Below are 22,897 nucleotides of genomic sequence, written 5' to 3'. Positions count from 1 at the left end.
GGCGGAGGAATCCCCGTGTCGAAGGTCAGGCGCCTCGTGCCCGTGTTGTCCCTGGCGTTGGTCGGACTGGCGGTCTTCGCCGGGGTGGCCCTGTTCGCCCACCGGGCGCTGGCCGGGGTGGAGGAAATCCGCTCCGAGCTGTCGGCCATCGAGGACGACCTGCGGGCCCAGCGCCAGGCGCGGGAGAAGGTCCGCCGGCAGGAGCTGGGCATCCTGGGCGAGCTCCAGTTGTTACAGCAGCGCGCCGAGCGGGGACGGGCCAACCAGCGCCGCCTGCAGAAGGCCCAGGGCACCACCGCCGAGGCCGTCGCCGCCACACAGATGGAGATAGACCGCCTCGAGCGCCAGGCCGACGAGCGGCGGGACCTTCTGGGCCGGCGGCTCTCCCTTCTGTACATGATAGGCCGCGACGGCGGCTCCCGCTTCGTCTTCTCCGCCCGGGACTTCTCCGCCATGGCCCGGCGATTCCTCTTCCTCAAGGCCTTCGCCCACCAGGACCGCACCATCTACGACGAGATTCTGGCCGCCGTGGACGAGCAGGAGCTCAGAAAAGCCGACCTCAATGTGGCCATGGGAACCCTCGAGCGCCTCGAGGAGCTGGCCAGGGAGGAGCTGGCCCTCTACGAGAGCGACCTCGCCGAGAAACAGACACTCCTCGAGCAGGTGCAGCGGGAGCGCTCGGCCTACGAGGCGGTGATCCAGGAGAAGGAGAAGGCGGCGTCCCGGCTGCAGTCGAAGCTGGACCAGCTCGTGGCCGCCGACGCCAGCGAGCGCGCCGGGCGCGAGATGAGCGTGGCCGATATACCCGACTCCGACGTTTACAGCTCCAATATACCCAAGCTGCGCATCTGGCCCACCGAGGGGACCATCATCCGCTACTTCGGCCGCGTCGAGGACCCGCGCTACGGCACCACAACCAAGTCCGACGGCATAGACATCGCCGCCCCCGAGGGCCGCTACTTCGTGAGCGTCCTCCCCGGGGAGGTCATCTACTCCGACTGGTTCCAGGGCTACGGCAAGCTCCTGGTCGTCGCCCACGCCGACGGCGTCCATACCCTCTACGCCCACGCCCAGGACCTGTTGGTCGGGGTGGGGGACCGGGTGGAGGAGAACCAGCGGCTGGGCACCGTGGGCTCGACGGGCTCCATCACCGAGCCGGCGCTGCACTTCGAGATCCGCAAGGCCGGCCGGGCCGTGGACCCCCTGGTGTACCTGGCGGAATAAGGGACGACGGTGAAAGAACGCACGCGCCAGCTCTACTACGGTGATTGCCTCGACGTCATGCGGGGGATGATTCCGGACGCCTCCGTGGACCTCGTCTACCTCGACCCGCCCTTCAACTCCAACGCCACCTACACCGTCCTCTTCAAACCGCCGGAGGAGCTGGGCGACGCCGCCCAGATTCGGGCCTTCGAGGACACCTGGCACTGGACCATCCAGACCGAGCGCGAGTACGAGGAAATCCGGAATAACCCCTACGGCAACAGCGACCTGGCGAAGCTGACCGGCGCCCTGCTCCAGTTTCTCGGCCAGAACGACATGATGGCGTACCTGGTGCATATGGCGAACCGGCTGCTGGAGATTCGCCGGGTGATGAAGGATACCGCGAGCATATACCTCCACTGCGACCCCACGGCTAGCCACTACCTCAAGCTGGTGATGGATGCGGTGTTTGGGGTAAATAATTTCCGAAATGAGATTACGTGGAAAAGACGTCATGGTTTTTCTAGCGCAGTTCACGAATCAAATCGTTTTGGTACTTGTACAGATATTATTTTCTTTTATTCTAAGTCGTTAAAAGCGAAGTTCACACCCCAGTATAATAAGGATTCTAAGGAATATAAGGAATATGTCGCTAAATGCTTTACCTTAGTTGATGAAAACGGTAGAAGGTACCAAGCAACGAGCCTTACGAACCCAGCTTATCGACCAAATTTAATTTATGAATACAAAGGTTTTAAACCACCTGCTAACGGTTGGATGATTACAAAAGAAAAAATGGAGCAGTGGGATAAAGAAGGCCGTATCCACTTCCCTAAGAATAAAAATGGACGTTTACGGAGAAAAAGCTTCGTGGACGAACTCATGGGCATGCCAATTCAAAATCTGTGGGACGATATTGTGCAAATTGGTGCACATGATGCTGAACGCCTTGGCTATCCCACACAGAAACCCCAAGCTTTGCTAGAGCGCATCATCTCGGCCAGCAGCAACGAGGGCGATGTGGTCCTCGACCCCTTCTGCGGGTGCGGGACGACGGTCCACGCCGCCGAAAAGCTTGGCCGTTCCTGGATCGGCATAGACATCACCCACCTGGCGATAAACCTCATCCGCACCCGCCTGACCGCCGCCTTCCCCGGCATCGAGATAGAAACCCACGGCCTTCCGGCCAGCTACGCCGGGGCGCTGGAGCTGGCCCGCGCCGACAAGCACGAGTTCGAGCTGTGGGTGTTGAGCGAGATTGGGGCCATGCCCTATAAGGGCGGGCGAAAAGGGCCCGACACCGGCATTGACGGCTACCTCTTTTTCGGTTACCCCGAGGGGAAGAAGGTTCGTGACGGGAAAGCGTTAATCGAGGTTAAGGGGGGCAGTACCGGCGTCAAGGATGTGGGTTATCTGGACGCGGTGGTGGTGCGCGAGGGGGCGGACCTGGGGGCGCTGGTGAGCGCCCTCAAGCCCACGTCCAAGATGCGCGAGCACGCCGCGGGCAAGGGGACCGTAACCCTGGGCACGCGGGACTACCCAAGGTTGCAGGTGATTTGGTTGAAGGATTTAATGGAGGGCCGGGCGCGGGTGGAGTATCCCGAAGCGGGCCGCATCGAGTACACCAAGAAGGCCCCGCGCCACCGGCGGGAATATCAGGAAGAGATGGGTTCCGAATCGTAGAGGAGGACCCTATGGTCCTCCTCGTATACAGTCACGCCATTGATGTCTATGCAACTAAGAAGTAGTAAAAAAGAAGTATCTTTATCACTATCTTCTCGGGCTAGATCTTCTATGACGTGTTACCCTAACAGTACTTCCACTTCGAAGCCGTCTTATATGACTTCTAACGGTGACTGTTTTGGGCCTGTTTGAGCGTCGTCTGGACATTTCACCTCCTTTCATATATGCAAACTTTCTATGTATATTGTAACATATTTATATATGCATTGTCAAGGAAAAAATAAGTAGTGTCGGGTCTCCTGACCCGCCCGCCACTCCTCACCCCTACCCGTAGGCGAGTCTCTCCCCAGAGGGGAGAGGGGGGATTGTTTGAGGGCGCAACTAGACCGGCGGGCGTCGCGTAAGCTTATAACGTACGGCGGGCGGGACCCGCTTTGGACACCTTCCATCACACCCTGGAGTGAACATGGGCAAGAAAATATTCACCACCCTGGTCGTGGGCGTGCTTCTCGGCCTCTCCCTCTGGGTCATCGTGGGAGCGGGCAGCGTCGTCCTGGCCGAGGGGAGCGACGTCAACTCCTACCAGCTTCTGGCCACCTTCAACGCGGCCCTGCGGCTCGTGAGCCGGGAGTACGTGGAGGAGATGCCCTTCGACGAGCTCATCTACGGGGCCATTCAGGGGATGCTGGCGACGCTGGACCCCCACTCCATGCTGATGGACCCGCACCTCTACGACGACCTGCGGCTGGAGACCACGGGCAAGTTCGGCGGCCTGGGGATGCAGGTGCAGATAACCACCGAGGACAAGACGCTGACGGTTATGGCGCCCTTCGATGACACACCGGCGTCGCGGGCCGGCCTCATGCCCGGCGACAAAATCCTCGAGATTGACGGCAAGAGCACCTACGAGATGGACATCAACGAGGCGGTGGCGATGATGCGCGGCGAGCCGGGTACCGAGGTGACCCTCTCCATCTACCGCCCCGGCATGGACGACGTGATGAATATCACCCTGGTCCGCGAAGAGATAAAGGTGGACAGCGTCCCGGATCACTTCATGGTGGACGACGCCACCGGTTACATCCGCATCAGCGATTTTTCGGACGACACCGCCGAGGAGCTCACCTCGGCGATCCAGGATCTCACCGCGGAGGGGATGCGCGTCTTGCTTCTGGACCTGCGGAGCAACCCGGGCGGCACGCTCGAGGCCGCCATCGAGGTGAGCCAGATCTTCTCGAAGCCCGGGGATTTGGTGGTTTACACCGAGGGCCGCAACGCCGTCGAGACCCACACCGAGTACCGGGCCGCGGGGAACGGCTTCCGGACCGACGTCCCGGTGGCTCTGTTGGTGGATTCCGGCTCGGCCTCGGCCTCGGAGATAGTCACCGGCGCCCTGAGGGCCTGGAACCGCGCCCTGGTCTTCGGCACCACCACCTTCGGCAAGGGCTCGGTGCAGAGCATCTTCAACCTCTCCAAGCTCCAGCCCGGCGCCCCCGACGACATGGCCATCAAGCTCACCATCGCCCGGTACTTCACCCCCGACGGCGTCTGCATTGACGGCGTGGGCATAGACCCCGACGTGTACCTGGAGCCGGTCATCTACACCGGCTTCACCGCGCACTTCGTCGGGTCGGGCTACCACCGCGCCCTCGCCACCGAGTTCCGCCTGAAGCACGAGATTGATCCGGAGGGGACCTTCGCCTCCCTCACCGACGAGGAGCTGACCGGTCTCGTCACGGCCTTCATGGACGCCCAGGCGAAGCCCTTCGAGTGGGTCCCGGCCGAGCTCACGCCCGAGGTGCTCGATCAGCTCCGCCTCTACACGCGCTCCGAGATAATCGCCCAGATCGGCGGGGTGGACGGTCGCGCCAACGCCGCCCGCTTCCGGGCTTCCCGCGATTCGTGGATCGCCGAGGTCGGCCGGCTGATGAACGATGAGACCGCCCTCGCCCAGGCCCGCACCGCCACCGTGGTCAAGCTCGCCGAGCTGGCCGCCGAGGAGTAGATGACCCCGCTCCGGATGATTGCGGCTCTGGTCTGCCTTTCGGTCGTGGCCGCCACGGCCGAAAGCGTGGTGTGCCCCGTCTGCGGCGAGGCCTCACCGGCGGAGAACCTCTACTGCGCCACCTGCGGCGCCCGCCTCTGCGCGGAGGCCCTGAACGCCAAGGGGGCCGTGGTCGCCGTCCGGGTGGACACCGACCTCCGCTGGCGCGTGCCCGACATCAAGCCGGGGCTCACCGAGGTCTCGCCCCCGCGCTACCCCGGGTCCGGCTTCGTCGTGGACTCCGAGGGACACGTGTTGACCAGCGCCGAGTTCCTCACCGGCTGGCGCATGGTCTGGGTGCGCACCGCCGACGGCGAGGAGCGTCCGGCCGAGGTGGTGGGGGTGGACGGGCCCACCGGAGTCGCGCTGTTGAAAATCGAGGACCCGCCCCCGCCCGTGACCTGGGTTTCAACGGACGGCCTGGAGGCCAACGCGGCCCTGCACATCCTCGGCCTGTCGCCCGAGCTCGGCCTGGTGGACGTCCCGGCGTTGGCCACGGGGAGACGCGTCAGGAGCGGATTCACGCAGATAGAGCGTTCGTATCTCTTAGCCGCCGCCGTGGAGCCGTTCTGCTGGGGCGGACCGGCGGTGGACGGCGACGGTCGGGTGGCGGGTCTGGTGGTGGCGCGACCGGGACCATTCTCCGATTCGGGCCGGGCCCTGGTCGTGCCGGCGGAGCTCCTCCGCGGAGTCGTCGAGAGGCTCGAGGAGGGAGGGGGGATAGAGCGGCCCTGCCTGGGTCTGGTGCCCGTCGTGAACGACGACGGTCCGGGGCTCGTCGTCCGGTATCTCCTCCCCGGTTCCCCGGCCGAGGCCGCGGGGCTGGCGAGGGGCGATGTTCTCGAAACCCTCGACGGAGAGCCGGTCGGCGATCCCATCGTGCTGCAGACCGCCATGCTTGCACGGAGAATCGGGGAGACGGTCGAGCTGGGAATCCTCCGGGGGGACGTGGAGCTGACGGTGCGGGTCGTCCTGGGTGAGCGTCCCGCCGAACCCCGCCTGGGGGCCCACGACGCCCTTCACTTCTACCTGGGCCTGCAGACGGAGCCCGTGCCCGGCGGCGTCCGTGTGACCGGCCTCGTCCCGGACGGCGCGTCGGACCGCCTGGCCTACCCCCTCGAGATGCCGAAGATCTACCGCGCCCTGGCCGGCGCCGAGTTCGCCACCGAGGAGGACGAGGAACTGGAGACCCCCGGGGTGCTGGAGCGGGTGGTGGCGAAGAGCTACCTGGAGCGGAACTTCGCCGTCGGTCTCTTCTGGGGGCCGACGCGCTACGAGGGCAAGGTGTTCATCGTTCCGTTGAGCCTGCCGTTGATCGTCTGAGCAACGGCGTCCGGTGGGCACCGATTAAAAACCGATAACGTAGGGCGGGGTTTCCTAACCCCGCCGCTTTCAGGCCCCGACTCTCACCCTAGCCCGTCGGCGCGCAGCTCCCTGGAAGGGAGAGGGGAATGCGGATTGTGATGACGTAGGGGCGGACCTTCTGTTGGCCGCCGTTTCTACGTTCCCGTCCACCCCTCTCCCCGGCCCGACGGTTTGTCAGCGGTGGTGTAGGGCGGCCCCTCCGCGGGCCGCCGCGAATTGCGATGATGTAGGGGCGGACCTTCAGGTCCGCCCGTTTTTATCAGGCTGCCCTCACCCTCGGTCCCTCTCCCGGAGGGAGAGGGATGTCGCTTCGCCCCCCTCCCTGGCCCCGTGGGCGCGCCTATCCCTTCCGGCGAGAGCGCGGGTGCGACTCCCGGTGCGCCCGCTCCAGGCGGCTCACCTCCACCCTGGTGTAGCGCTGGGTCTCTGTCAAACGGCTGTGGCCCAGGAGCTCCTTGACCAGCCGCACGCTCGCCCCGCCGGCTAAAAGATGTGTGGCGAAGCTGTGACGGAGCCGGTGGGGCCCCGATGCGATGTCCAGCCCGGCCTCGGCGGCCAGCCCGGCCAGCAGCCGATTGACACGGTTCCGCTTCAGGGCCGAGCCGGGCCGTGAGCAGAAGACCGGGTCCGCCCTCTTCGGCTGCCCCAGCGCGTCGCGGTACCGCGTGAGCGCCCGGAGGGCGGTTTCGCCCACCGGCACGACTCTCTGCAGCCCGCCCTTGCCGGTAATTCGGACGTAGCCGGCCCGCAGGTCGAGCTGCGTCCATTCGACGGAGAGCGCCTCGGAGACGCGCAGCCCGGAGGCGTAGAGGAGCTCCAGGAGCGCCAGGTCCCGGAGCGCGCGTTGCGTCGGCGATAACCGCTTGTATACGGAATCCGCCTTGTCCTCCGCCCGTTCCAGGCGGCGCGCGGCGGCCGCGAGCAGCGCCTCGATTTCCTCAGGCCGGAGCGGCTTGGGCAGCGGCTCGGCGTGACGGGGCAGGGTGAGGTCCCCCAGGGGCCGGTCGAAAAGCCCCTCGGCGGCGGCGAAATTGGCAAAGGACCGCAAAGCGGCCAGGCGGCGGCGGATGGTGGACGCAGCCCGGCCCGCCTCCTTCTCCACGAGCAGGTACCCGACCAGCGCGGCCGAAGTCAGGCCGTCCAGCGGCCCGGTCCGCTTTTCGATGGAGCCCAGATCGGAGCGGTACGCCGCCACGGTGGCCGGCGAGTAGCCCCTCTCTCCGGCGAGGTGGGCCAGGAAGCGCTCGATCAGCTCCCGTCCGTCGCCCTCCTCCGGCACGCGCGCCTCCTTTTTTACCGAACGGCGGCCCGCGGAGAATTCATCCCACGGGCCGCCCCGAAGGCTACCTATCGGCGTAAACGGCCACCGCCTCGTCCACGGCTACCGCTCCCCCGACCCGGGGGTCACCTTTCCGGGATGTCGAAGTGCTGGACCCGGTGGTTGAACGAGTCCGCCACGTAGAGCCGCAGGTCGCCGGCGAAGACGCCCAGGGGGTTGGTGAAGGTCCCCAGGCGGTCGTCGAATGAGCCGAAGCTGTCCAGGAAGCCGCCCTCGGCGTCGAATATCTTCAGCGCGTGGAGCGTGGCGTCGGCCACGATGAGCATGCCCTCGGCGCAGGCGATGCCCGCGGGGTGCTCGAGGTGGTCCTCCCCGGCGGAGCCGGTGTACTCGGGCCCCTCGTCGAAATAATAGGTATAGAAGTAAATCCGGCCCGGCACCCCTTCCTCCTCCGGCGCGCTGGTGACCGCCAGGTAGGCGATTTCACCGGCCGAGCCCGTCAGAGCCACCCCCACGGGGTTTTCTATCACCTGGCTCTCCCCGTCGTAGAGAACGCGGCCGCCCATCTCGGGGTAGCCGCTCTGGTCCAGGAGGTAGAGCTCGGAGTCGTCCGTATCCACCACGAAGACGCTCCCGGCGTACGGCCAGTAGAGCATGTCCGCCGGATTGGTGAGACCGTCGGGAACGGTGATCTCACCGTTGTGGGTGCCGTCGGCGGGGTCGAAGGCGTCCAGGCGGCCGTTGACCGGGTCGGCCACGAGGAGGTCGCCCAGCTCGGGGAAGTACACGATGGTGGCCGGGAAATAGGGGAGCTCGGTCTCGTCGTCCAGGAAGGACAGGTCCCGGACCCAGACCGGCGGCGCCTCGAGGTCGGCCGGGTCGTAGGCCTTGAGCGTGCGGGCGGGGGGGTCCACGACGTAGAGGTATCCCTGGGCGACGACCACGTCCGACGGGCTGTCGAGCTGGTGGTCCCGGGCGCCGAAGCTGCCGACGCGGCCGGTGATACGGAGGTAGTCCGAGTAGACCGAATCGGCGACGAGGGAGAGGGTCTTCGTCTCGCCCGGCTCCAGGTTCACCGTGCCGGCGGCGGTGTAGGAAATCGCGCCGTCCTCGTATACGTCCACCTCCACGAAGCGGTCCGTGCCCGGCTCGCAGTCCAGGCTGCCCGAGGCGCCGTTCCCGTCAATCTCCAGTTCGTACCAGCGGTCCGCGTCGAAATCCGGCGCGGTGATTCTGACCCGCACCCGGTCCACGTCGAGCCCGCCCGACGGGCTCACGATTTCCAGGTCGAGGGCCACCCGGCCCGGCTCACCGCCGACACCCGTCAGGTCGCAGGCGACGAGCGCACAGATGACGGCCGGGACAGCGAAAAACGCAAGCGGTCTTTTCATGAATCCTCCCGGTTCGTCGGTGGTTACCAGTTTACGTCTATGTCAATCGTGGACCCCTCGCCCGACTCCTGGGGCTCGGCGGTCAGGTAGACGATGGCCGCGGTGGCGGCCACCGCGCCCACGGCGCCGACCAGGACCCAGGGGAAGGTGGCGGCGCCACCGGCTCCGCCCTCACCCACGCCCGCAGTGAGGGTTTCCAGGGCCGATTCGGCGGCGCTCACCCCGCCCAGGGAGAGTAGCTCGCCCGCCCAGGCCTCCAGCTCGGCGATTTCGGAGGAGGTGAGCGGAACCCCGGCGGTCGGCGTCCCCTCGGCGGCGACCGTGGTCTTCGTCTGCGGGCCGAGCACGACCTCGGCGGTCTCCGCGGCGTCCGAGGCGGTGACCTCGCCGAAGAGCACGCGGAAGGTCGTCGCCCCGTCCTCGGCCACCTCGGCGGTGAAAAGGGTCCCGCGCACGGCGCCCGAGGCGGTGGGGGTGGAGACGCGGAACCCGCGGGCGTCCTCCTGGGAGCTCACCACGGCGGCCAGCACCGAGCCGTAGAAGGTCTGCACCTCGTAGCTCGATCCCAGGGGCGAGACGCGCAGCTTCGTGCCCGCCTTGACCTTCACGTGGTGGCCGCTCCCGAGGACCAGCTCCGCCGAGGAGTTGCGCGAGGCCTCCACCACGTCGCCCGAGTACACCAGGTCGCCCTTGGCGAGATCGGTGGTGGACCAGCCGCGGGTCACGGTCACCTTCCCCACCAGGTCCACCACGCGGCCGAGGGACTCCTCGGCGAAGGCCGGCGGAGCCAGGATGAAGACCCAAAAGGCCGTCAGGGTCAGCCAGGGAATCAGCCTAAAGCGTCGGTACATGCCGGTCCTCCTTATTTCGTGTAAATACTTTAGGTGATATATAAATTTAAGAATACTGGTTTATATATGTAAAATTAAATTATTATCCAAGTCTTATCCCAAGTGTTCGCAGCATTTCGAATGTGTCTAAGAAGGATAAACCACCCTTAATACAAACATCGGGTATTTTAACCTTTCTTTTAGAGAACGGTTCAGAGATTTCTTGGGTAACTACAATACAGCCTTTTACCTTGGCGTATGCAACTAACCAACCGTCTGCACCACCGGCAAAAGTCGCTTTTGCTTCTTCTGTAAACTGGCTCTCACTATTTACCCACTTTATAATTTTCTTGTAAATTTGCACTACCTCATCTTCATCCGTAGACGCGAATGCATCTTGGAAATACCCTTCTACCCATGATGCTAGCTCATCTTTACCTCGTTCTAATTCATGCTTGACACGATCTATACTTCGAATACGACCAAGTGATGCGTACTCGACCAAACTATCCCAGAATCGTGGGACCAAATCGAAGGCGTAGTAACGACGTGCTGCCTCGATAAACACATTCGCATCAAGTAAAAAAACAGGTTCCCCCATTTACTATCGGCCTGACATTTCTATATGGGATGTGTAGCTCTCGAATGTATTCCCGTACAATCCGGTTAACTGGTAGGCTTCGGAGTAAAGTAGTTTACCTTCTTTGGTTGCTCGAATAACGGTAGACGCAAAACGCCGTCCGATTCGCAAATTTTGATTAGCATAGAAATCACCACCTTCTGGTTGAGGTACAGACTTTTGGCGCTTTGTATAAACTTTATAAAACTGTAAAAACGCCTCTTTATCTATCAGGTGAAGGTCCAACGCCCTACGTGCCACAACGAGGACGCTGACCTTAAATCGCCTGGCTAGTGTTTGGAACGGCTCTGTATCACTTTTTACGGAATCCCATACTTTACGTATCTCGTTTTCAGGAACTAGAAATTCTGCAGCTACCCGGTTGCACCGTTGTTCCATCGGGTCTTCTGCTGGCTGCATTTCACGTAAATCGAACGCAGCACTACTTCCCAAAAACACGTGTGCTATTTCGTGGGCTAGTGTGAACATCTGCGCGGCCTTGTAATCTGCACCATTAACGAACACGAGTGGGGCGTACTCATCCACCAGAACGAAACCTCGAAATTCGTTAGGGTCCAGCTTACGATGGGTATTATTTCCCACGACTCCATTGACGACAACCAGAATCCCCGCATTTTCCAGGTTTTCTCGCAGAATACTAAGCGCCTCCGTCCATGTGGGCTGTCGTGCAGCCCATTCTTCATCTAAGCCTAGTGTTTTTTTAATCTGTTTTGCAGTGGATCTAGGATGTTCTTCAAGTCGGACGGATTTTACGTATGGAAGGCCTTCCTGACCTTGTTCTATCAGGAATTCACGCATCCAGGACTGTCGCCGCTGCATTATTTGAATTGTTTCAAGAAGATTTGGGCTAGGTCTTTGCAGACCCTCATCACCAAGTGTTCTGAAGTGAGGAATGGGCAAGCGGTCTTGTGGAGGCTTTTCGAGGAAAAGGAAGCCTAAAGGTGTGTAAGTTGCTTTTGCAAATGTCTCCAATTGCCGTAGTGTAGGTTGACTCTCACCGGTTAACCACTGATGAATTTTAGGTATCTTTTTCTGTAGACCATCCTCCGACTTTTCGGAGCGATTCAAGGCCCAGCGTAATACCTCTTCTGTGACGGCCACCCTACTCATAGGTTTCCCTTCATTACCTGAATTCTCTTCAATTATTATACCACGTCGAGCATCCGGTTCCCAAGGGATTGCTCTTACCCCTCGCGCGCGGGTTCCAGTCTTTCACCCTGGAGTCGAGCTCGTCCTTTATAGCTCTTACCCCTCGCGCGCGGGCTCCAGGAGAACTTCGACATCGCCGATGACGAGGTCGCCGCTCTTACCCCTCGCGCGCGGGCTCCAGGTTTGGTAGAATACGATGGCGGGGAAGCCTCGGTCCCCCGACCAAAAAAGGCGGGGGCGGTCCGTGACCGTCCGGGGGGGCTTCGCGTCCGCGCGGCTCGGGAACCATCGCGGGACGGCGCCTTGTACCAACCGATCTCACCGGCCACCCGGCGTCTGATCGAGTCGGCCCTCGACGAGGACCGGATCGCCAGCGACTACACGACCCTGGCAACCGTGCCCGCGGACGCCCGGGCAGCGGGCGAGCTGGTCGCCCGGGAGCCGCTCGTCCTCTGCGGGCTCGAGGTGGCCCGGGCGGTTTTCGCCGCCGTGGGCCCCGAACTCCGCTTCGAGACCGCCTACACGGACGGGGAGCGGCTCGAGGGCGGGACGGTCTTCGCCACCGTGAGCGGTTGCCTGCGCTCGATTCTGGCCGCCGAGCGCGCGGCGTTGAATTTTCTCGGCCGGATGTGCGGCGTGGCGACGGTCTCCCGCGCCTGGTCGGGGGAGCTGCGCCGTGCCTGGGAGAAACTGCCCGAGGGCTCGCGCTCGCTTTCGCCGCCCCGGCTGGTGGACACCCGCAAGACCCTGCCGGGCTGGCGGGAGCTGGACAAATACGCGGTACGCGTAGGCGGGGCCTGCAACCACCGTCACGACCTGGCCTCGGGAATTTTGATCAAGGACAACCACCTGGCGGCGGCCGGCGGGGTGGCCCAGGCGGTGCACGCGGCCCGGGCCCGCTGCCCCCACGGGCTCGCCGTGGAGGTGGAGGTCACCGACCTGGCGCAGCTCGACGAGGCGCTGGACGCCGGGGCACGCATCGTCCTTCTCGACAACATGGACGATACGACCCTGGCGACGGCCGTCCTGCGCTGCCGCCGGGCGGGCGCGCTCTGTGAGGTCTCGGGCGGGGTGAGCTTCGAGAGCCTGCCCCGTCTGGCCGCGATCGGCCCCGACCTCGTCTCGGCGGGGGCGCTGACCCACTCCGCCAAAACCTCCGACCTGGCCCTCGACGTGCGCCCCGGGGGGACGCCCGATTCCTGATGACGAACGCCGGTGATTCCCGGCGAAAACACCATTGGGGAACCGATATGGCCGAATTTCTGCCGCAACTGTCCATCGTCTGGCGACCCGTGGAGTTCGAGAGCGTGGGCGGGATGGACACCCTCCACGCCGAGTACCTGCGGGTCATCTCCGAGGGCGGGCACGCCTGGTGGACCCAGCGCCTGAGCCTGAGCTACGTGAGGCTTTTGGACCGGGTGCTCACCGCCGGGAGACCGGTGAACCTCTATCCCCTGGACGACCCGCGGGTCGTCGGCCCGCGCATCTTCCGGCTCCGAGCCAGGGTGGACGCCGTTTTATTCAACCCGGACGGCTCCTTCCGCCGCCAGCCCGACGACAACATCCCCTTCCGCCGCATCCAGGCCGACGCCATCTACTCCGCGTGCTGGATCCGCCTCACCTCGATGGACGAGATACCCGCCGCCGAGATGCCCGACCCAAACGGCTTCGTCGTCCTCCCCTACGGGGACAACCTCCTCGAAGCGGTGCGGGGGCGGTTCTCCAAGGGGTTCATCGTCCCTACGGGGGAGTACGAGACCTTCCGCCGCACCACCCTGGCCTCGAGCCTGGACGTCATTGACGAGCTGGGCCGGGGGAAGCCCGAGGGGGTCGTGGAGGGTGCCGCGAAAAAGGCCGCCCCTCTCGCCGAATCGGTGTTCGATCAGAGCGACGAGGAGCTGACCTTCCGGCTCTCCGCCGACCGCGTGCCCCGGATGGCCGGCGCGGGAGACGGGGGGACCGTGGACCTCCGGCTCGACACGGGCGACCACTCCCTGGTGATTGACGCGCCCGGGCTCAGGCTGGGGGAGGGCGCCGCCGCGGAGTCCGAGGGGGAGATGAGCCTCCAACTGGGCGACCGGGGCAAAAGGGTGGTCCGCCACGAGGCGAGGGAGACCTTCCACATGGACCACCCCGTCGTCCGCAAGAAGGACACCGTCACCGAGGAGAAGCAGCTAATAGACCTGGGCATTGACTGGGAGATGCTCTCCCGGATGCGGTCGCGCATGGAGGAGATAGAGTCGGTCGCCGGCCCGCCCCTGGTGACGGAGGAGGAGGCCCCGCCGGAGCCCGAGCCGGTGTTCGTCCCCCCGGGAGAGCCGCCGGTTCCGGAACCGGAGGAAGCCTTCGCCGTTGAGCCCGTCGTCGTGGAACCGGAGCCCGTCGCGGCGGAACCGGTACGGGCGCAGATACCGCCCGTGGACGCCGTGCGCTCCCTGGACGAGGTGATGGCGGAGATGGTCTGGGAGACGCCCGCTCCCGACTCGGTGGCGCCGCCGGTCTCCAGGAAGGACCAGCCCGCCCCGGCTCTAACCTCGGAGGAACTCTCCGGCCTGGAGGTCGAGCCGACCCCGTTCCCCGACCTGCCGCCCCTGGCGCCCCCGATCCAGCGCTGGACGGTGCCCGAGGAATCCCTCGTCGGCCTGAACCTCCTCGCCGGGGAGCCGGAGGCCGCCGAGCCGGCCCCCGCCGACGCCAAGAAGCTCCTGATCCCCACCGTGGACGCCCTGTTGAAGAGCGTGGAGGCGAGGGACGCCCGGAGCACACGGCCCCGGGACGGCGAGGACCGCCCGCTGGCCCTGCCCCGGGACGTCGCCGCCTCCATCCGCCGCATCCGCGATCAGCTCGTCTTAGACAACGAGCAGATAGCCCACGTCGTCACCAACCTGCTCCTGGGCAAGCACGTGATAATCAGCGGACCCACCGGCTGCGGCAAGACGACCCTGGCCCGGATGCTGCCCGCCCTCGTCTGGAACGTCTACCCCGAGCTCGTGCAGTCCCTGTCGAGCTGGGGCCCCGAGGACCTCCTCGGCCAGGTGTACCCCCTGCCCGACGGGGGTGTCGCGGTTTCCGGCATCCTGACCCGCACCGTCCTGAAAAACTACGCCGCCGCGGACGACAGCTACGCCCGCACGACCTACCGGGCGCCGAACGGGGCACAGTACTCCGGCGTGTGGCTGGTCCTGGACGAGCTGGACAACTGCGACTGGCCGTCGCTCCTTTCCGACTTCCTCGCCTCGAGCGACGCCTCGGCGCTGAAAATCCCGGTCTCCGGTTCGCCGGGGGAGTACCTGGACATCCCGCTGCCCCTGGACTTCCGCCTCATCGCCACCTTCAACTCCCAGGACGGGCTCAGCGGGGTCGAGCAGCTCTCCCAGAGCACCCGGCGCCGGCTGGCCTTCGTCGAGCTACACTCGCCCTCGGATGAGGAGACGGAACGGGAGGTCGTGCGCCGGAAGGTCCAGAACCTGGTCTACGAGCAGCTCGGCCTGGCGGTGAAGGAGACCGAGCTCTCGGGCCAGATAGAGAACTCCCTGTTCCGTCTGGTGCGGTTGGTGCGCACGTTCCACGACATCGGCACCGCGCCCCTGGTGACCATCCTGGCCGACATCCAGGTCGAGGCGCAGATGGGGCTCGACGCGTGGAAGACGCTGGACGAGGCGGTGGCCACCAACCTCGTGCCGCTCTTCTCGCAGATACACCCGGCCCACCTGCGCATCATCGGCAACCTGGCGGCCAACGCCCCCGAGCGAATCCTGGCCTACTTCTCCCTCAACCTGCCCAAGCGCTACACCGACGAGAACTTCTGCGAGCAGCTCTACGACTTCTGCGTCTTCCTCTACCGCACGGCGCGGTACCGCTCCGACCCGAACGCCGAGGAGTTCAAGGAGATAGTGGACCTGGTCGGCTCGGGCATCCCCCGGGGCAAGGTGGGCTACCTGGTCTCCAGCCTGGAGCCGCGGCCGGACAACCTGGCCTCGAGCCAGCTCCCGGCGATAAAGCTGGGCACGACGCTCTTCGAAACCATCCGCTCCCTGACGCGCCTGGTGAACCGGGGCGAGTGACGGGGGGTAAACGCCCATCCGCGGTGGGATCGAAGCCCGGGGGAGCAGGTGCCGTAAGAGGTGTATGGATATGGCCGTCCGCTGGCGGATCGAGCATCCGGGTAAAATCGGCTCGACCTCGGATACGGTCCGGGATCGGGCCCGCGCCGGAGAGCCCGGAGGGCTCGTGGTCGTCGCGGAGACCCAGACCGCCGGCCGGGGGCGGGGGGACAACGTGTGGGTCAGCCCGCCGGGCGGACTCTGGTTCAGTCTCCTCCTGAGGCCCCGCCTCGACGCCGCCGACGCCGACCTCCTCTCCCGGATGGTCCCCGTGGCCCTTCACCCGGTCCTGGACCGCTACGTCCCGACGAAAATCAAGCCGCCCAACGACTTTTTCACCCGGGGGCTCAAGTACGGCGGCGTGCTGGCTGAGACGGAGCTCCGGGGCGGGAAGGTCGTCTACGCCGTCATCGGTGTGGGCCTCGACGTTAACTTCGAGCGGGAGCGCCTCCCGGAGGAGCTCGCCCGGACGGCTACCACCATCCTCTCCGAGACCGGCCGCCAACACCCCCTCGACACCCTCCTGGGCGAGCTTCTCACCTCCCTGGCCGAGGCCTACGAGACCCTCAAGCACAACCCGAACGAAATCGCCGACCGTTACCTGGCCCTGTTGGCGATGTACGGGACGGGCGTCTGAAGGGGCGGGCGATAAATTAAGTATCCCGTAGGGCGGGGATTTGCCGGGGGCATAGCTCGCTGCGCTCGGTTCCTATCCCCGCCTAAAAAGACCTCACGATGACTACGAAACTGCCTCAACGCAAACATCCGCGACTACATCGGGAAATCCACCCCGACCCGTCGCGGGTTTCGTCGTCCCCCTAGAAGCGGACCGCGGGGTCCGTTTTTGGTATCATCGCCGGGAGGGGGCGGTCGCCACAATGCAAGTCGTCTTCAGCGAGCGGGACATCGAGCGCCGGGTCGGGGAGCTGGCCCGGGAGATTAACAGCGACCTCGGCGGGGGGGCGCTCCTCGTCCTGGGCGTCCTCAAGGGCTCGATCATTTTCTTGTCGGACCTGGTCCGCCGCCTGGAAATGCCGCTGCGTTTCGAATTGGTGGCGTTCTCCAGCTACCGCGACGGCGACGAGCCGGGGGAGCTCCGCTTCTACGGTGAGCTGCCCCACGCCCGGCCCGGCGAGCGCATCCTCGTCGTCGAGGACATCGTGGACACGGGGCGGACGCTGGGGGAGCTGCGGCGCTTCCTGGACGCGCACTACGGCCGCCCGGTGTCGGTGTGCGTTTTTGTAAATAAGCCGGGACGCCGGCGCCGACAGGTTAAGGTGGACTACACCGGCTTCACCTACGCCGGGGACGGGTTCGTGGTGGGCTACGGGCTGGATTACGCCGAGCGTTACCGAAATCTCCCCTTCATCGCCGTGCTGGAGCCGGAGGACAGGTGAGCGAGCGCGCCTCCGAACACGACGCCTGGTACGAGGAGAACGCGGAGGAGTACGCCCGGCAGTTGGACCTGGTGCGGGCGCTCCTGCCCCTCCACACGCGGGGGCTGGAGGTCGGGGTGGGCACTGCGCGTTTCGCCGGGCCGCTGGGCGTCCGGGTGGGGGTGGACCCCTCGCCGGACATGTGCCGTCGGGCGCTGGAGCGCGGCGTGGCCGCCGTCCGGGGGGTGGGGGAGAGGCTGCCCTTCCGGGACGGCGTCTTCGATTCCGCCCTGCTGGTCAATGTTCTCTTCCTCCTGGGCGACCGGCGCCCAGTTCTGGAAGAGCTCCGGCGGGTGCTGGAGCCCGCGTCGGCCCTGGTGGTCGGGGAGACGGACGCCGCCACCCGCCTCGGGCGGTTCCGCCGGGAGCAGTACCGTGAGGAGCTGGAGGTGCTCGGCGTATCGTTCCTGGCGGCGGAAGAGCTCACCGAGCTCCTGCGGGAGAGCGGTTTCCTGCCGGTGGCCGTGGCCCAGACCCTCTTCGGCCCCCCCGAGAACCCGGCCTCGGTTCCGGGATGGGAGGAGGGTCACGGCCGGGGCGGCTTCGTCGTCGTCAAGGCCCTCGCCTGAACGACCGCCGTCGAGTGGGCGTCATGAAACGTCGGCGGAGCCGAGCCCGGGAGAACGCGTGAACGACCCCATCGACGGGCTGGTGGAACGCTACGAGGCGTGGTTCGAGGAGCATCCGGCGGCTTTCCGGCGGGAGCTGGAACTGCTGCGCCGATTCTGGCCCGACCGGGGCCGGCGGCTGGAGCTGGGCAGCGGTACCGGGCGCTTCGGCGGCGCGCTCGGGGTCGAGGTCGGCCTGGAGCCGTCGGCGGCGATGGCCCGGGCGGGAAGGGCGAGGGTGCCGTTGACGGTCCGGGGTCGCGGCGAGGAGTTGCCCTTCGGTGACGGGGTCTTCGACGCCTGTCTGGCGGTGACGGTGTTCTGTTTCGTGCCGGACCCGGTTGCGGTTCTAGCGGAGATACGGCGGGTCCTGACGGGCGGGGGGGTCCTCCTGGCAGGTATCGTGGACCGGGCGAGCGCGTTGGGGCGGCTCTACCTGAAAAGACAGGGCCGGGACCCCTTCTACTCGATGGCCCACATCCTGTCCGCCGAGGAGCTCGGTGAGGCGGTGGAGTCTGCCGGTTTCCGCGTGGCGCGGTTCGCTCAGACCCTCTTCGGCCCCCCCGAGAACCCGGCCTCGGTGCCGGGATGGGAGGAGGGTCACGGCCGGGGCGGCTTCGTCGTCGTCAAGGCCCTCGCCTGAGAGGTGGACCGAACCCCCTCCGAGATAGCGGCGGCGGGCTTTTGTTGACTCTTTTCCGGCGCGCTGGTAATATTCCCGCGCCGGTGAGCGCTTTTGCGTGCAACCCGCGCGCCCGTTTGGGCGTAAGTCGAGCGTGGGACAAACCGGCGCCCGACAAGGAGCTCCGCTGAATAAAGTACTGAAAGCTATTCTCCCCTGGATAATCATCCTCGGCGCGGCCATCCTGCTCCTGCAGCTCTTCGCCGGCCCCTCCGGCGGCGATGAGATAGACTACACCCTCTTCTACAGAGAGCTCGAGGCCGGCAACGTAAAGTCGGTGGTCATCACCGACTCCGAGCTCCACGGCGTCCTGAAGACCTCCATCGAGAACCCGGCGCAGAAGGGCCACACCTTCACCGAGTTCACCACCAGCGTCGCCGCCGTGGACATTGATTTCCTGAACAAGCTGGCCGAGCGGGGGGTCACCGTCTCCGTTGACCAGAGCCAGGGGACGTTCCTTTCGATCCTGTTCACCCTGGGACCGGTGGTCCTGATAGTCGTCCTGTTCGTTTTCATGATGCGGCGGATGCAGGGCGCGGGCAGCCAGGCCATGTCCTTCGCCAAGAGCCGCGCCCGCCTGGTCAACCAGTCCAAGAACAAGACCACCTTCGATGACGTGGCCGGCTGCGATGAGGCCAAGGAGGAGCTGGTCGAGATAATCAGCTTCCTGAAGAGCCCGAAGAAGTTCCAGAAGCTGGGGGGTAAGATACCGCGGGGCGTGCTTCTGGTGGGTCCCCCCGGAACCGGCAAGACGCTGTTGGCCCGGGCGGTGGCCGGCGAGGCCAACGTTCCCTTCTTCTCCATCTCCGGGTCCGACTTCGTGGAGATGTTCGTGGGCGTGGGCGCGGCGCGGGTCCGCGACCTCTTTTCCAACGGCAAGCGCAACGCCCCCTGCATCATCTTCGTGGACGAGCTGGATGCCGTGGGGCGCCACCGCGGGGCCGGCCTGGGCGGCGGACACGACGAGCGCGAGCAGACCCTCAACCAGCTCCTCATCGAGATGGACGGCTTCGAGAGCGAGTCCACGGTCATTTTGATGGCGGCGACGAACCGGCCCGACGTTCTGGACCCGGCGCTCCTGCGGCCCGGGCGCTTCGACCGCCAGATCGTGGTGGACCTCCCCGACATCCGGGGCCGCGAGGAGATTCTCAAGGTCCACGTGCGGGACAAACCGCTGGCCGACGATGTTGACCTGCGGCGCATCGCGCGGGGCACGCCCTTTTTCTCCGGGGCCGACCTGGCCAACCTGGCCAACGAGGCGGCGATTCTGGCCGCCCGCTACAACCAGACCTCCATCACCCAGGAGATTTTCGAGGAGGCGCGCGACAAGGTCTTGATGGGCCCCGAGCGCCGCTCCCGCCAGATAGACGAGGAGACCAAGCGCGTCACCGCCTACCACGAGGCGGGCCACGCCCTGGTCAGCATCCTTTTGCCCGACTACGACCCCCTGCACAAGGTGACCATCATCCCCCGGGGCCTGGCGCTGGGGCTGACCATGCCGCTGCCGGAGAAGGAGCGGCTCAACCTGGACAAGTCGTACCTCGAGAAGCGGCTTGCGGTGCTGATGGCCGGACGCGCCGCCGAGGAACTGGCCCTGGGTTCCACCACTTCCGGCGCCGCCAGCGACATCAACCAGGTCACCGACCTGGCCCGCAAGATGGTCTGCGAGTGGGGCATGAGCGAAAAGCTCGGCCCCCTCGCCTTCGGCAAGAAGCAGGAGGAGATTTTCCTCGGCCGGGAAATCGCCCAGCACCGCGACTTCTCGGACGAGACCGCCAGAATCATAGACGGCGAGGTGCGGGCCGTCGTGGAGTCCGCCTACTCCCGCGCCACCGAGCTCATCAAAAAGAACCTCGACAAGCTGGAGGCCATCGCCCGGGCGCTCATCGAGCGCGAGACCCTGGAGGGCGAGGAGGTAAAGGCGCTGGTCCGGGGCGAGGAGCTGCCCCCCGACGACCGTCGGCTGCCCCACCTGCGCGAGGAGGAGAAGGCCCGGCTGGAGGCCGAACGGACCCGCACCCCCGAGGAGAAGGATTTTGCCGAGAACATCGGCGTCTGGCCCGGTGACGAGCGCCGGGAGAGCTCCCCGCCCCTGGGCGACGACCGCAAGAGCGACCTGGAATAGTCCCCACCGGGGATTCATCCGACTTGAAAAAAGGGGGGGATTCCCCCTTTATGCTTTGATATGAAACGCCACCCCCGCGTCTGCCGGATTGACTCACCCGAGGACGCCGCCCGCCTGATGCGCCGGGCCGGCGTCTCCGACCGCGGCGTGGAGCTGATGACCACCAAGCTCGGCTTCCACGTCTTTCACCTCCGCGACGTGCCCCACACCGCGGCCACGATTCTCAAGCAGGAGGCGCTGGCCGCGGGCGCCGAGGCGGCGGTGCACAGGGGACTGGTCGTCCGCGGGGTGGAATCCACCGACGTGGTGCTCGGCGGGACGCGGCGTCAATTGGCGCTCATCACGGAAAAGCTCCGGGGCCAGCAGTTCGGCCTGGGCGCGTTGGCCGACGAGCTGGCGGAAACCCTCGCGGCGCTCGACAGCATCCCGGTCTGGCACGTGCGGGACCGGGTGCTGGACCTCTCCCGGCCCCTGGTCATGGGGGTCGTCAACCTCACGGGCGATTCCTTCTCCGGGGACGGCGTGGGCGACGACGTGGGGGCGGCGGTGGAGCGGTGCCGGGCGATGCTCGTGGCCGGAGCGGACATCCTGGACCTGGGGGCCGAGAGCTCCCGACCCGGCGCCGAGCCGGTGGACGCCGAGACGGAGATAAAGCGGCTTCTACCCGTCGTAAAGGCCCTGGTCGCCGAGACCGACGCGGTCGTGTCGGTGGACACCTACCGGCCCGAGACGGCGGCCCCGGCGCTGGAGGCGGGAGCCCATATCGTCAACGACGTCACCGGGATGCGCGGCCTCGGCGGCTCCGGCGGTACGGGGCGGGCCGTGGCCCTCTTCGACGCCGGGGTCATCGTCATGCACATGCGGGGCACCCCCCGCGACATGCAGAAGAACCCGCACTACGAAGACCTGGGCGCCGAAATCCACGCCTTCTTCGCCGAGCGCCTCGAGGCCGCGGCCGCCGACGGGGTCCGATTCGAGAGCATCGCCCTGGACCCGGGCATCGGCTTCGGCAAGCGGCTGGAGGACAATCTGGCGCTGTTGAACCACCTGGAGTGGTTCGCCGGCTTAGGGCGACCGCTGGTGGTGGGGGCGAGCCGGAAGTCCTTCATCGGGGCGCTCACGGGGGCGTCCGTGGAGGACCGGTTGCCCGGCACTATAGCGGCGCACACGGCGGCCGTCCTGCGCGGGGCCCACGTCGTCCGTGTTCACGACGTGGCCGAGGCGCGCCAGGCCGCCCTGGTCGCGGCGGCCGTCCGCGAGGCCGGTCAGTGAGACGTATCGTCGCCGCCATCGCCCTGCCCGTGGGCGTCGGTCTCTTTTTAGGTGTAGCGGCGCTGGTCGTCGTCCTGGACTCGGGGGAAGAAGAGCCCGTTGGAACCCCCGCCGCCCTGGCGAACGCCGAGCGGGCCCTCTTCACCGAGGCCCTCCTGGTGACGCTGGCCGAGGGGGAGCTGAACGCCTTCCGGCTGGGCGGGTTGGACGAGCGGCCCCTGGCCGCCGACCCGGTCCGGCGCCACGTCGCCCTTTTCGCTTACCGCGGCCTGATGACCGAGCTCGAGTCCCTCGGCCCGGTCATCGCATCCAGGGGGGAGGACGTTCCGCTGAACGAAGTGATAGGGGTGTGGTCGGTGCACCTGAAGGGTGTGGTGGGCTGGCTCAGGACCCAGCGCGAGTACGCCCGGGACCCGGGCTTCGTCAAGTACGTGGAGCGGCCGCTGACAACCGACCGGCCGTACATGGTCGAGGTGGACCGCCTGGTGGCGCGGGAGGATTACGATCGGGCGGTGGTCCTGGGGCGGATGGCGCTGGAGCAGCGGACGTTGGCCTGGCGCCGAGCCGAGAGCCTGTCGTCGGCGGCCATGCGCCGGACGGTCCTCGAAAACGGCGGGGAGTAAGAATCCCCTCCCCCTTCTGGAGGGAGGGCTGGGGAGGGGGGTGCAGCTATCCCCTCTCCCTTCTAGGCTCGCCTACGGGTTAGGGTGAGGGCTGCCTGTCCCCTCTCCCTCTTAGGGAGAGGCTCGCCTACGGGTTAGGGTGAGGGTCGGGTGTGGGATTTTAAAAAAACGGCGTCCTGCGGTCTCCCTCTCACTGTGGGAGAAGGGTTAGGGGTGAGGGCTACCTTATAAAATGGCCCCCTCTCCCTTCCAGGGAGCGGCGCGCCGACGGGAATGAGGGTGAGGGCTACCTTATAAAAGCGGCGGGGATAAAATCCCCGCCCTACGTCATCGCAAGCGAGCGCCTTCGTAGGGGCCGACCTTCAGGTCGGCCCGCGGGCGGGTCTAAAGACCCGCCCCTACATCATCGCAACCGGCGAGACACGGACCGGGGCGGTCTCCCTCTCCCTGTGGGAGAAGGCTAG

Annotated in this window: 18 protein-coding genes and 1 CRISPR repeat array; of the genes, 13 read left to right on the top strand and 5 right to left on the bottom strand. The window is 65.8% G+C overall.

The genetic code is table 11. From position 1 onward, the window contains the following. Window positions 1-15: 15 nt before the first annotated feature. The 4 genes from VM054_10265 (at window position 16) to VM054_10250 (ending at window position 6,253) form a co-directional block, all read left to right on the top strand. On the top strand, window positions 16-1,224 hold the full coding sequence (locus VM054_10265; protein HUT99444.1) for a peptidoglycan DD-metalloendopeptidase family protein: 1,209 nt from the start codon (window positions 16-18) through the stop codon (window positions 1,222-1,224). A 9-nt stretch (window positions 1,225-1,233) separates the two neighbouring features. Further along, entirely contained in the window at window positions 1,234-2,886 is a 1,653-nt protein-coding gene (locus VM054_10260; protein ID HUT99443.1) for a DNA methyltransferase, read from the top strand. 466 nt (window positions 2,887-3,352) lie between these two features. Then, window positions 3,353-4,891: a S41 family peptidase gene (locus tag VM054_10255; protein ID HUT99442.1), complete on the top strand. Its 1,539-nt coding sequence runs from the start codon at window positions 3,353-3,355 to the stop codon at window positions 4,889-4,891. Then, window positions 4,892-6,253, top strand: a complete 1,362-nt coding sequence (locus VM054_10250) for a trypsin-like peptidase domain-containing protein (protein HUT99441.1) — start codon at window positions 4,892-4,894, stop codon at window positions 6,251-6,253. It abuts the gene before it with no gap. A 382-nt stretch (window positions 6,254-6,635) separates the two neighbouring features. Here VM054_10250 and VM054_10245 read toward each other — a convergent pair whose 3' ends face one another. The 5 genes from VM054_10245 to VM054_10225 all read right to left on the bottom strand — a co-directional run bounded on the left by VM054_10245 (window position 6,636) and on the right by VM054_10225 (window position 11,545). After that, window positions 6,636-7,574 (bottom strand): tyrosine-type recombinase/integrase, encoded by a 939-nt coding sequence (locus tag VM054_10245; protein HUT99440.1) that lies wholly within the window; start codon window positions 7,572-7,574, stop codon window positions 6,636-6,638. A 125-nt stretch (window positions 7,575-7,699) separates the two neighbouring features. Beyond that, complete coding sequence (locus tag VM054_10240) at window positions 7,700-8,965, bottom strand: hypothetical protein (GenBank protein ID HUT99439.1); 1,266 nt, start codon at window positions 8,963-8,965, stop codon at window positions 7,700-7,702. Between the two features lie 23 nt (window positions 8,966-8,988). Then, window positions 8,989-9,816, bottom strand: a complete 828-nt coding sequence (locus VM054_10235) for a FecR domain-containing protein (protein ID HUT99438.1) — start codon at window positions 9,814-9,816, stop codon at window positions 8,989-8,991. 82 nt (window positions 9,817-9,898) lie between these two features. Beyond that, window positions 9,899-10,396 (bottom strand): DUF4411 family protein, encoded by a 498-nt coding sequence (locus VM054_10230; GenBank protein HUT99437.1) that lies wholly within the window; start codon window positions 10,394-10,396, stop codon window positions 9,899-9,901. Window positions 10,397-10,399: 3 nt separating this feature from the next. Then, on the bottom strand, window positions 10,400-11,545 hold the full coding sequence (locus VM054_10225) for an ImmA/IrrE family metallo-endopeptidase (GenBank protein ID HUT99436.1): 1,146 nt from the start codon (window positions 11,543-11,545) through the stop codon (window positions 10,400-10,402). A 70-nt stretch (window positions 11,546-11,615) separates the two neighbouring features. Continuing rightward, a CRISPR array of direct repeats spans window positions 11,616-11,766; the repeat unit is 22 nt; unit sequence GCTCTTACCCCTCGCGCGCGGG. A 121-nt stretch (window positions 11,767-11,887) separates the two neighbouring features. On the opposite strand from VM054_10225, the gene nadC reads away from it, so the two are divergent. From nadC to VM054_10180, 9 genes are all read left to right on the top strand, one after another. Further along, entirely contained in the window at window positions 11,888-12,787 is a 900-nt protein-coding gene (gene nadC, locus VM054_10220) for a carboxylating nicotinate-nucleotide diphosphorylase (protein ID HUT99435.1), read from the top strand. 47 nt (window positions 12,788-12,834) lie between these two features. Next, complete coding sequence (locus tag VM054_10215; protein HUT99434.1) at window positions 12,835-15,648, top strand: AAA family ATPase; 2,814 nt, start codon at window positions 12,835-12,837, stop codon at window positions 15,646-15,648. A 64-nt stretch (window positions 15,649-15,712) separates the two neighbouring features. Beyond that, on the top strand, window positions 15,713-16,324 hold the full coding sequence (locus VM054_10210; GenBank protein HUT99433.1) for a biotin--[acetyl-CoA-carboxylase] ligase: 612 nt from the start codon (window positions 15,713-15,715) through the stop codon (window positions 16,322-16,324). A 241-nt stretch (window positions 16,325-16,565) separates the two neighbouring features. After that, entirely contained in the window at window positions 16,566-17,084 is a 519-nt protein-coding gene (gene hpt / locus VM054_10205) for a hypoxanthine phosphoribosyltransferase (GenBank protein HUT99432.1), read from the top strand. Beyond that, window positions 17,081-17,692 (top strand): class I SAM-dependent methyltransferase, encoded by a 612-nt coding sequence (locus tag VM054_10200; protein HUT99431.1) that lies wholly within the window; start codon window positions 17,081-17,083, stop codon window positions 17,690-17,692. Before hpt ends, VM054_10200 begins: the two co-directional genes overlap by 4 nt. Window positions 17,693-17,750: 58 nt before the next feature. Further along, window positions 17,751-18,374, top strand: a complete 624-nt coding sequence (locus VM054_10195) for a methyltransferase domain-containing protein (GenBank protein HUT99430.1) — start codon at window positions 17,751-17,753, stop codon at window positions 18,372-18,374. 133 nt (window positions 18,375-18,507) lie between these two features. After that, window positions 18,508-20,538 (top strand): ATP-dependent zinc metalloprotease FtsH, encoded by a 2,031-nt coding sequence (gene ftsH / locus VM054_10190; GenBank protein ID HUT99429.1) that lies wholly within the window; start codon window positions 18,508-18,510, stop codon window positions 20,536-20,538. A 60-nt stretch (window positions 20,539-20,598) separates the two neighbouring features. Continuing rightward, entirely contained in the window at window positions 20,599-21,810 is a 1,212-nt protein-coding gene (folP, locus tag VM054_10185) for a dihydropteroate synthase (protein HUT99428.1), read from the top strand. Further along, window positions 21,807-22,433, top strand: coding sequence for a hypothetical protein (locus VM054_10180; protein HUT99427.1), 627 nt, complete (start codon window positions 21,807-21,809; stop codon window positions 22,431-22,433). Before folP ends, VM054_10180 begins: the two co-directional genes overlap by 4 nt. The last annotated feature ends 464 nt before the right edge of the window (window positions 22,434-22,897 follow it).

Source organism: bacterium (assembly GCA_035528375.1).
GTDB lineage: Bacteria > RBG-13-66-14 > RBG-13-66-14 > RBG-13-66-14 > RBG-13-66-14 > RBG-13-66-14.
This window is presented reverse-complemented; position numbering and strand designations above follow the sequence as displayed.

Excerpts from the sequence above, each read along its gene's own strand:
- VM054_10255 (HUT99442.1), top strand. The coding sequence starts at position 3,353 with ATGGGCAAGAAAATATTCACCACCCTGGTCGTGGGCGTGCTTCTCGGC.
- VM054_10250 (HUT99441.1), top strand. The coding sequence starts at position 4,892 with ATGACCCCGCTCCGGATGATTGCGGCTCTGGTCTGCCTTTCGGTCGTG.
- VM054_10240 (HUT99439.1), bottom strand. The coding sequence starts at position 8,965 with ATGAAAAGACCGCTTGCGTTTTTCGCTGTCCCGGCCGTCATCTGTGCG.
- VM054_10235 (HUT99438.1), bottom strand. The coding sequence starts at position 9,816 with ATGTACCGACGCTTTAGGCTGATTCCCTGGCTGACCCTGACGGCCTTT.
- VM054_10230 (HUT99437.1), bottom strand. The coding sequence starts at position 10,396 with ATGGGGGAACCTGTTTTTTTACTTGATGCGAATGTGTTTATCGAGGCA.
- VM054_10225 (HUT99436.1), bottom strand. The coding sequence starts at position 11,545 with ATGAGTAGGGTGGCCGTCACAGAAGAGGTATTACGCTGGGCCTTGAAT.
- VM054_10215 (HUT99434.1), top strand. The coding sequence starts at position 12,835 with ATGGCCGAATTTCTGCCGCAACTGTCCATCGTCTGGCGACCCGTGGAG.
- VM054_10210 (HUT99433.1), top strand. The coding sequence starts at position 15,713 with ATGGATATGGCCGTCCGCTGGCGGATCGAGCATCCGGGTAAAATCGGC.
- hpt (HUT99432.1), top strand. The coding sequence starts at position 16,566 with ATGCAAGTCGTCTTCAGCGAGCGGGACATCGAGCGCCGGGTCGGGGAG.
- folP (HUT99428.1), top strand. The coding sequence starts at position 20,599 with ATGAAACGCCACCCCCGCGTCTGCCGGATTGACTCACCCGAGGACGCC.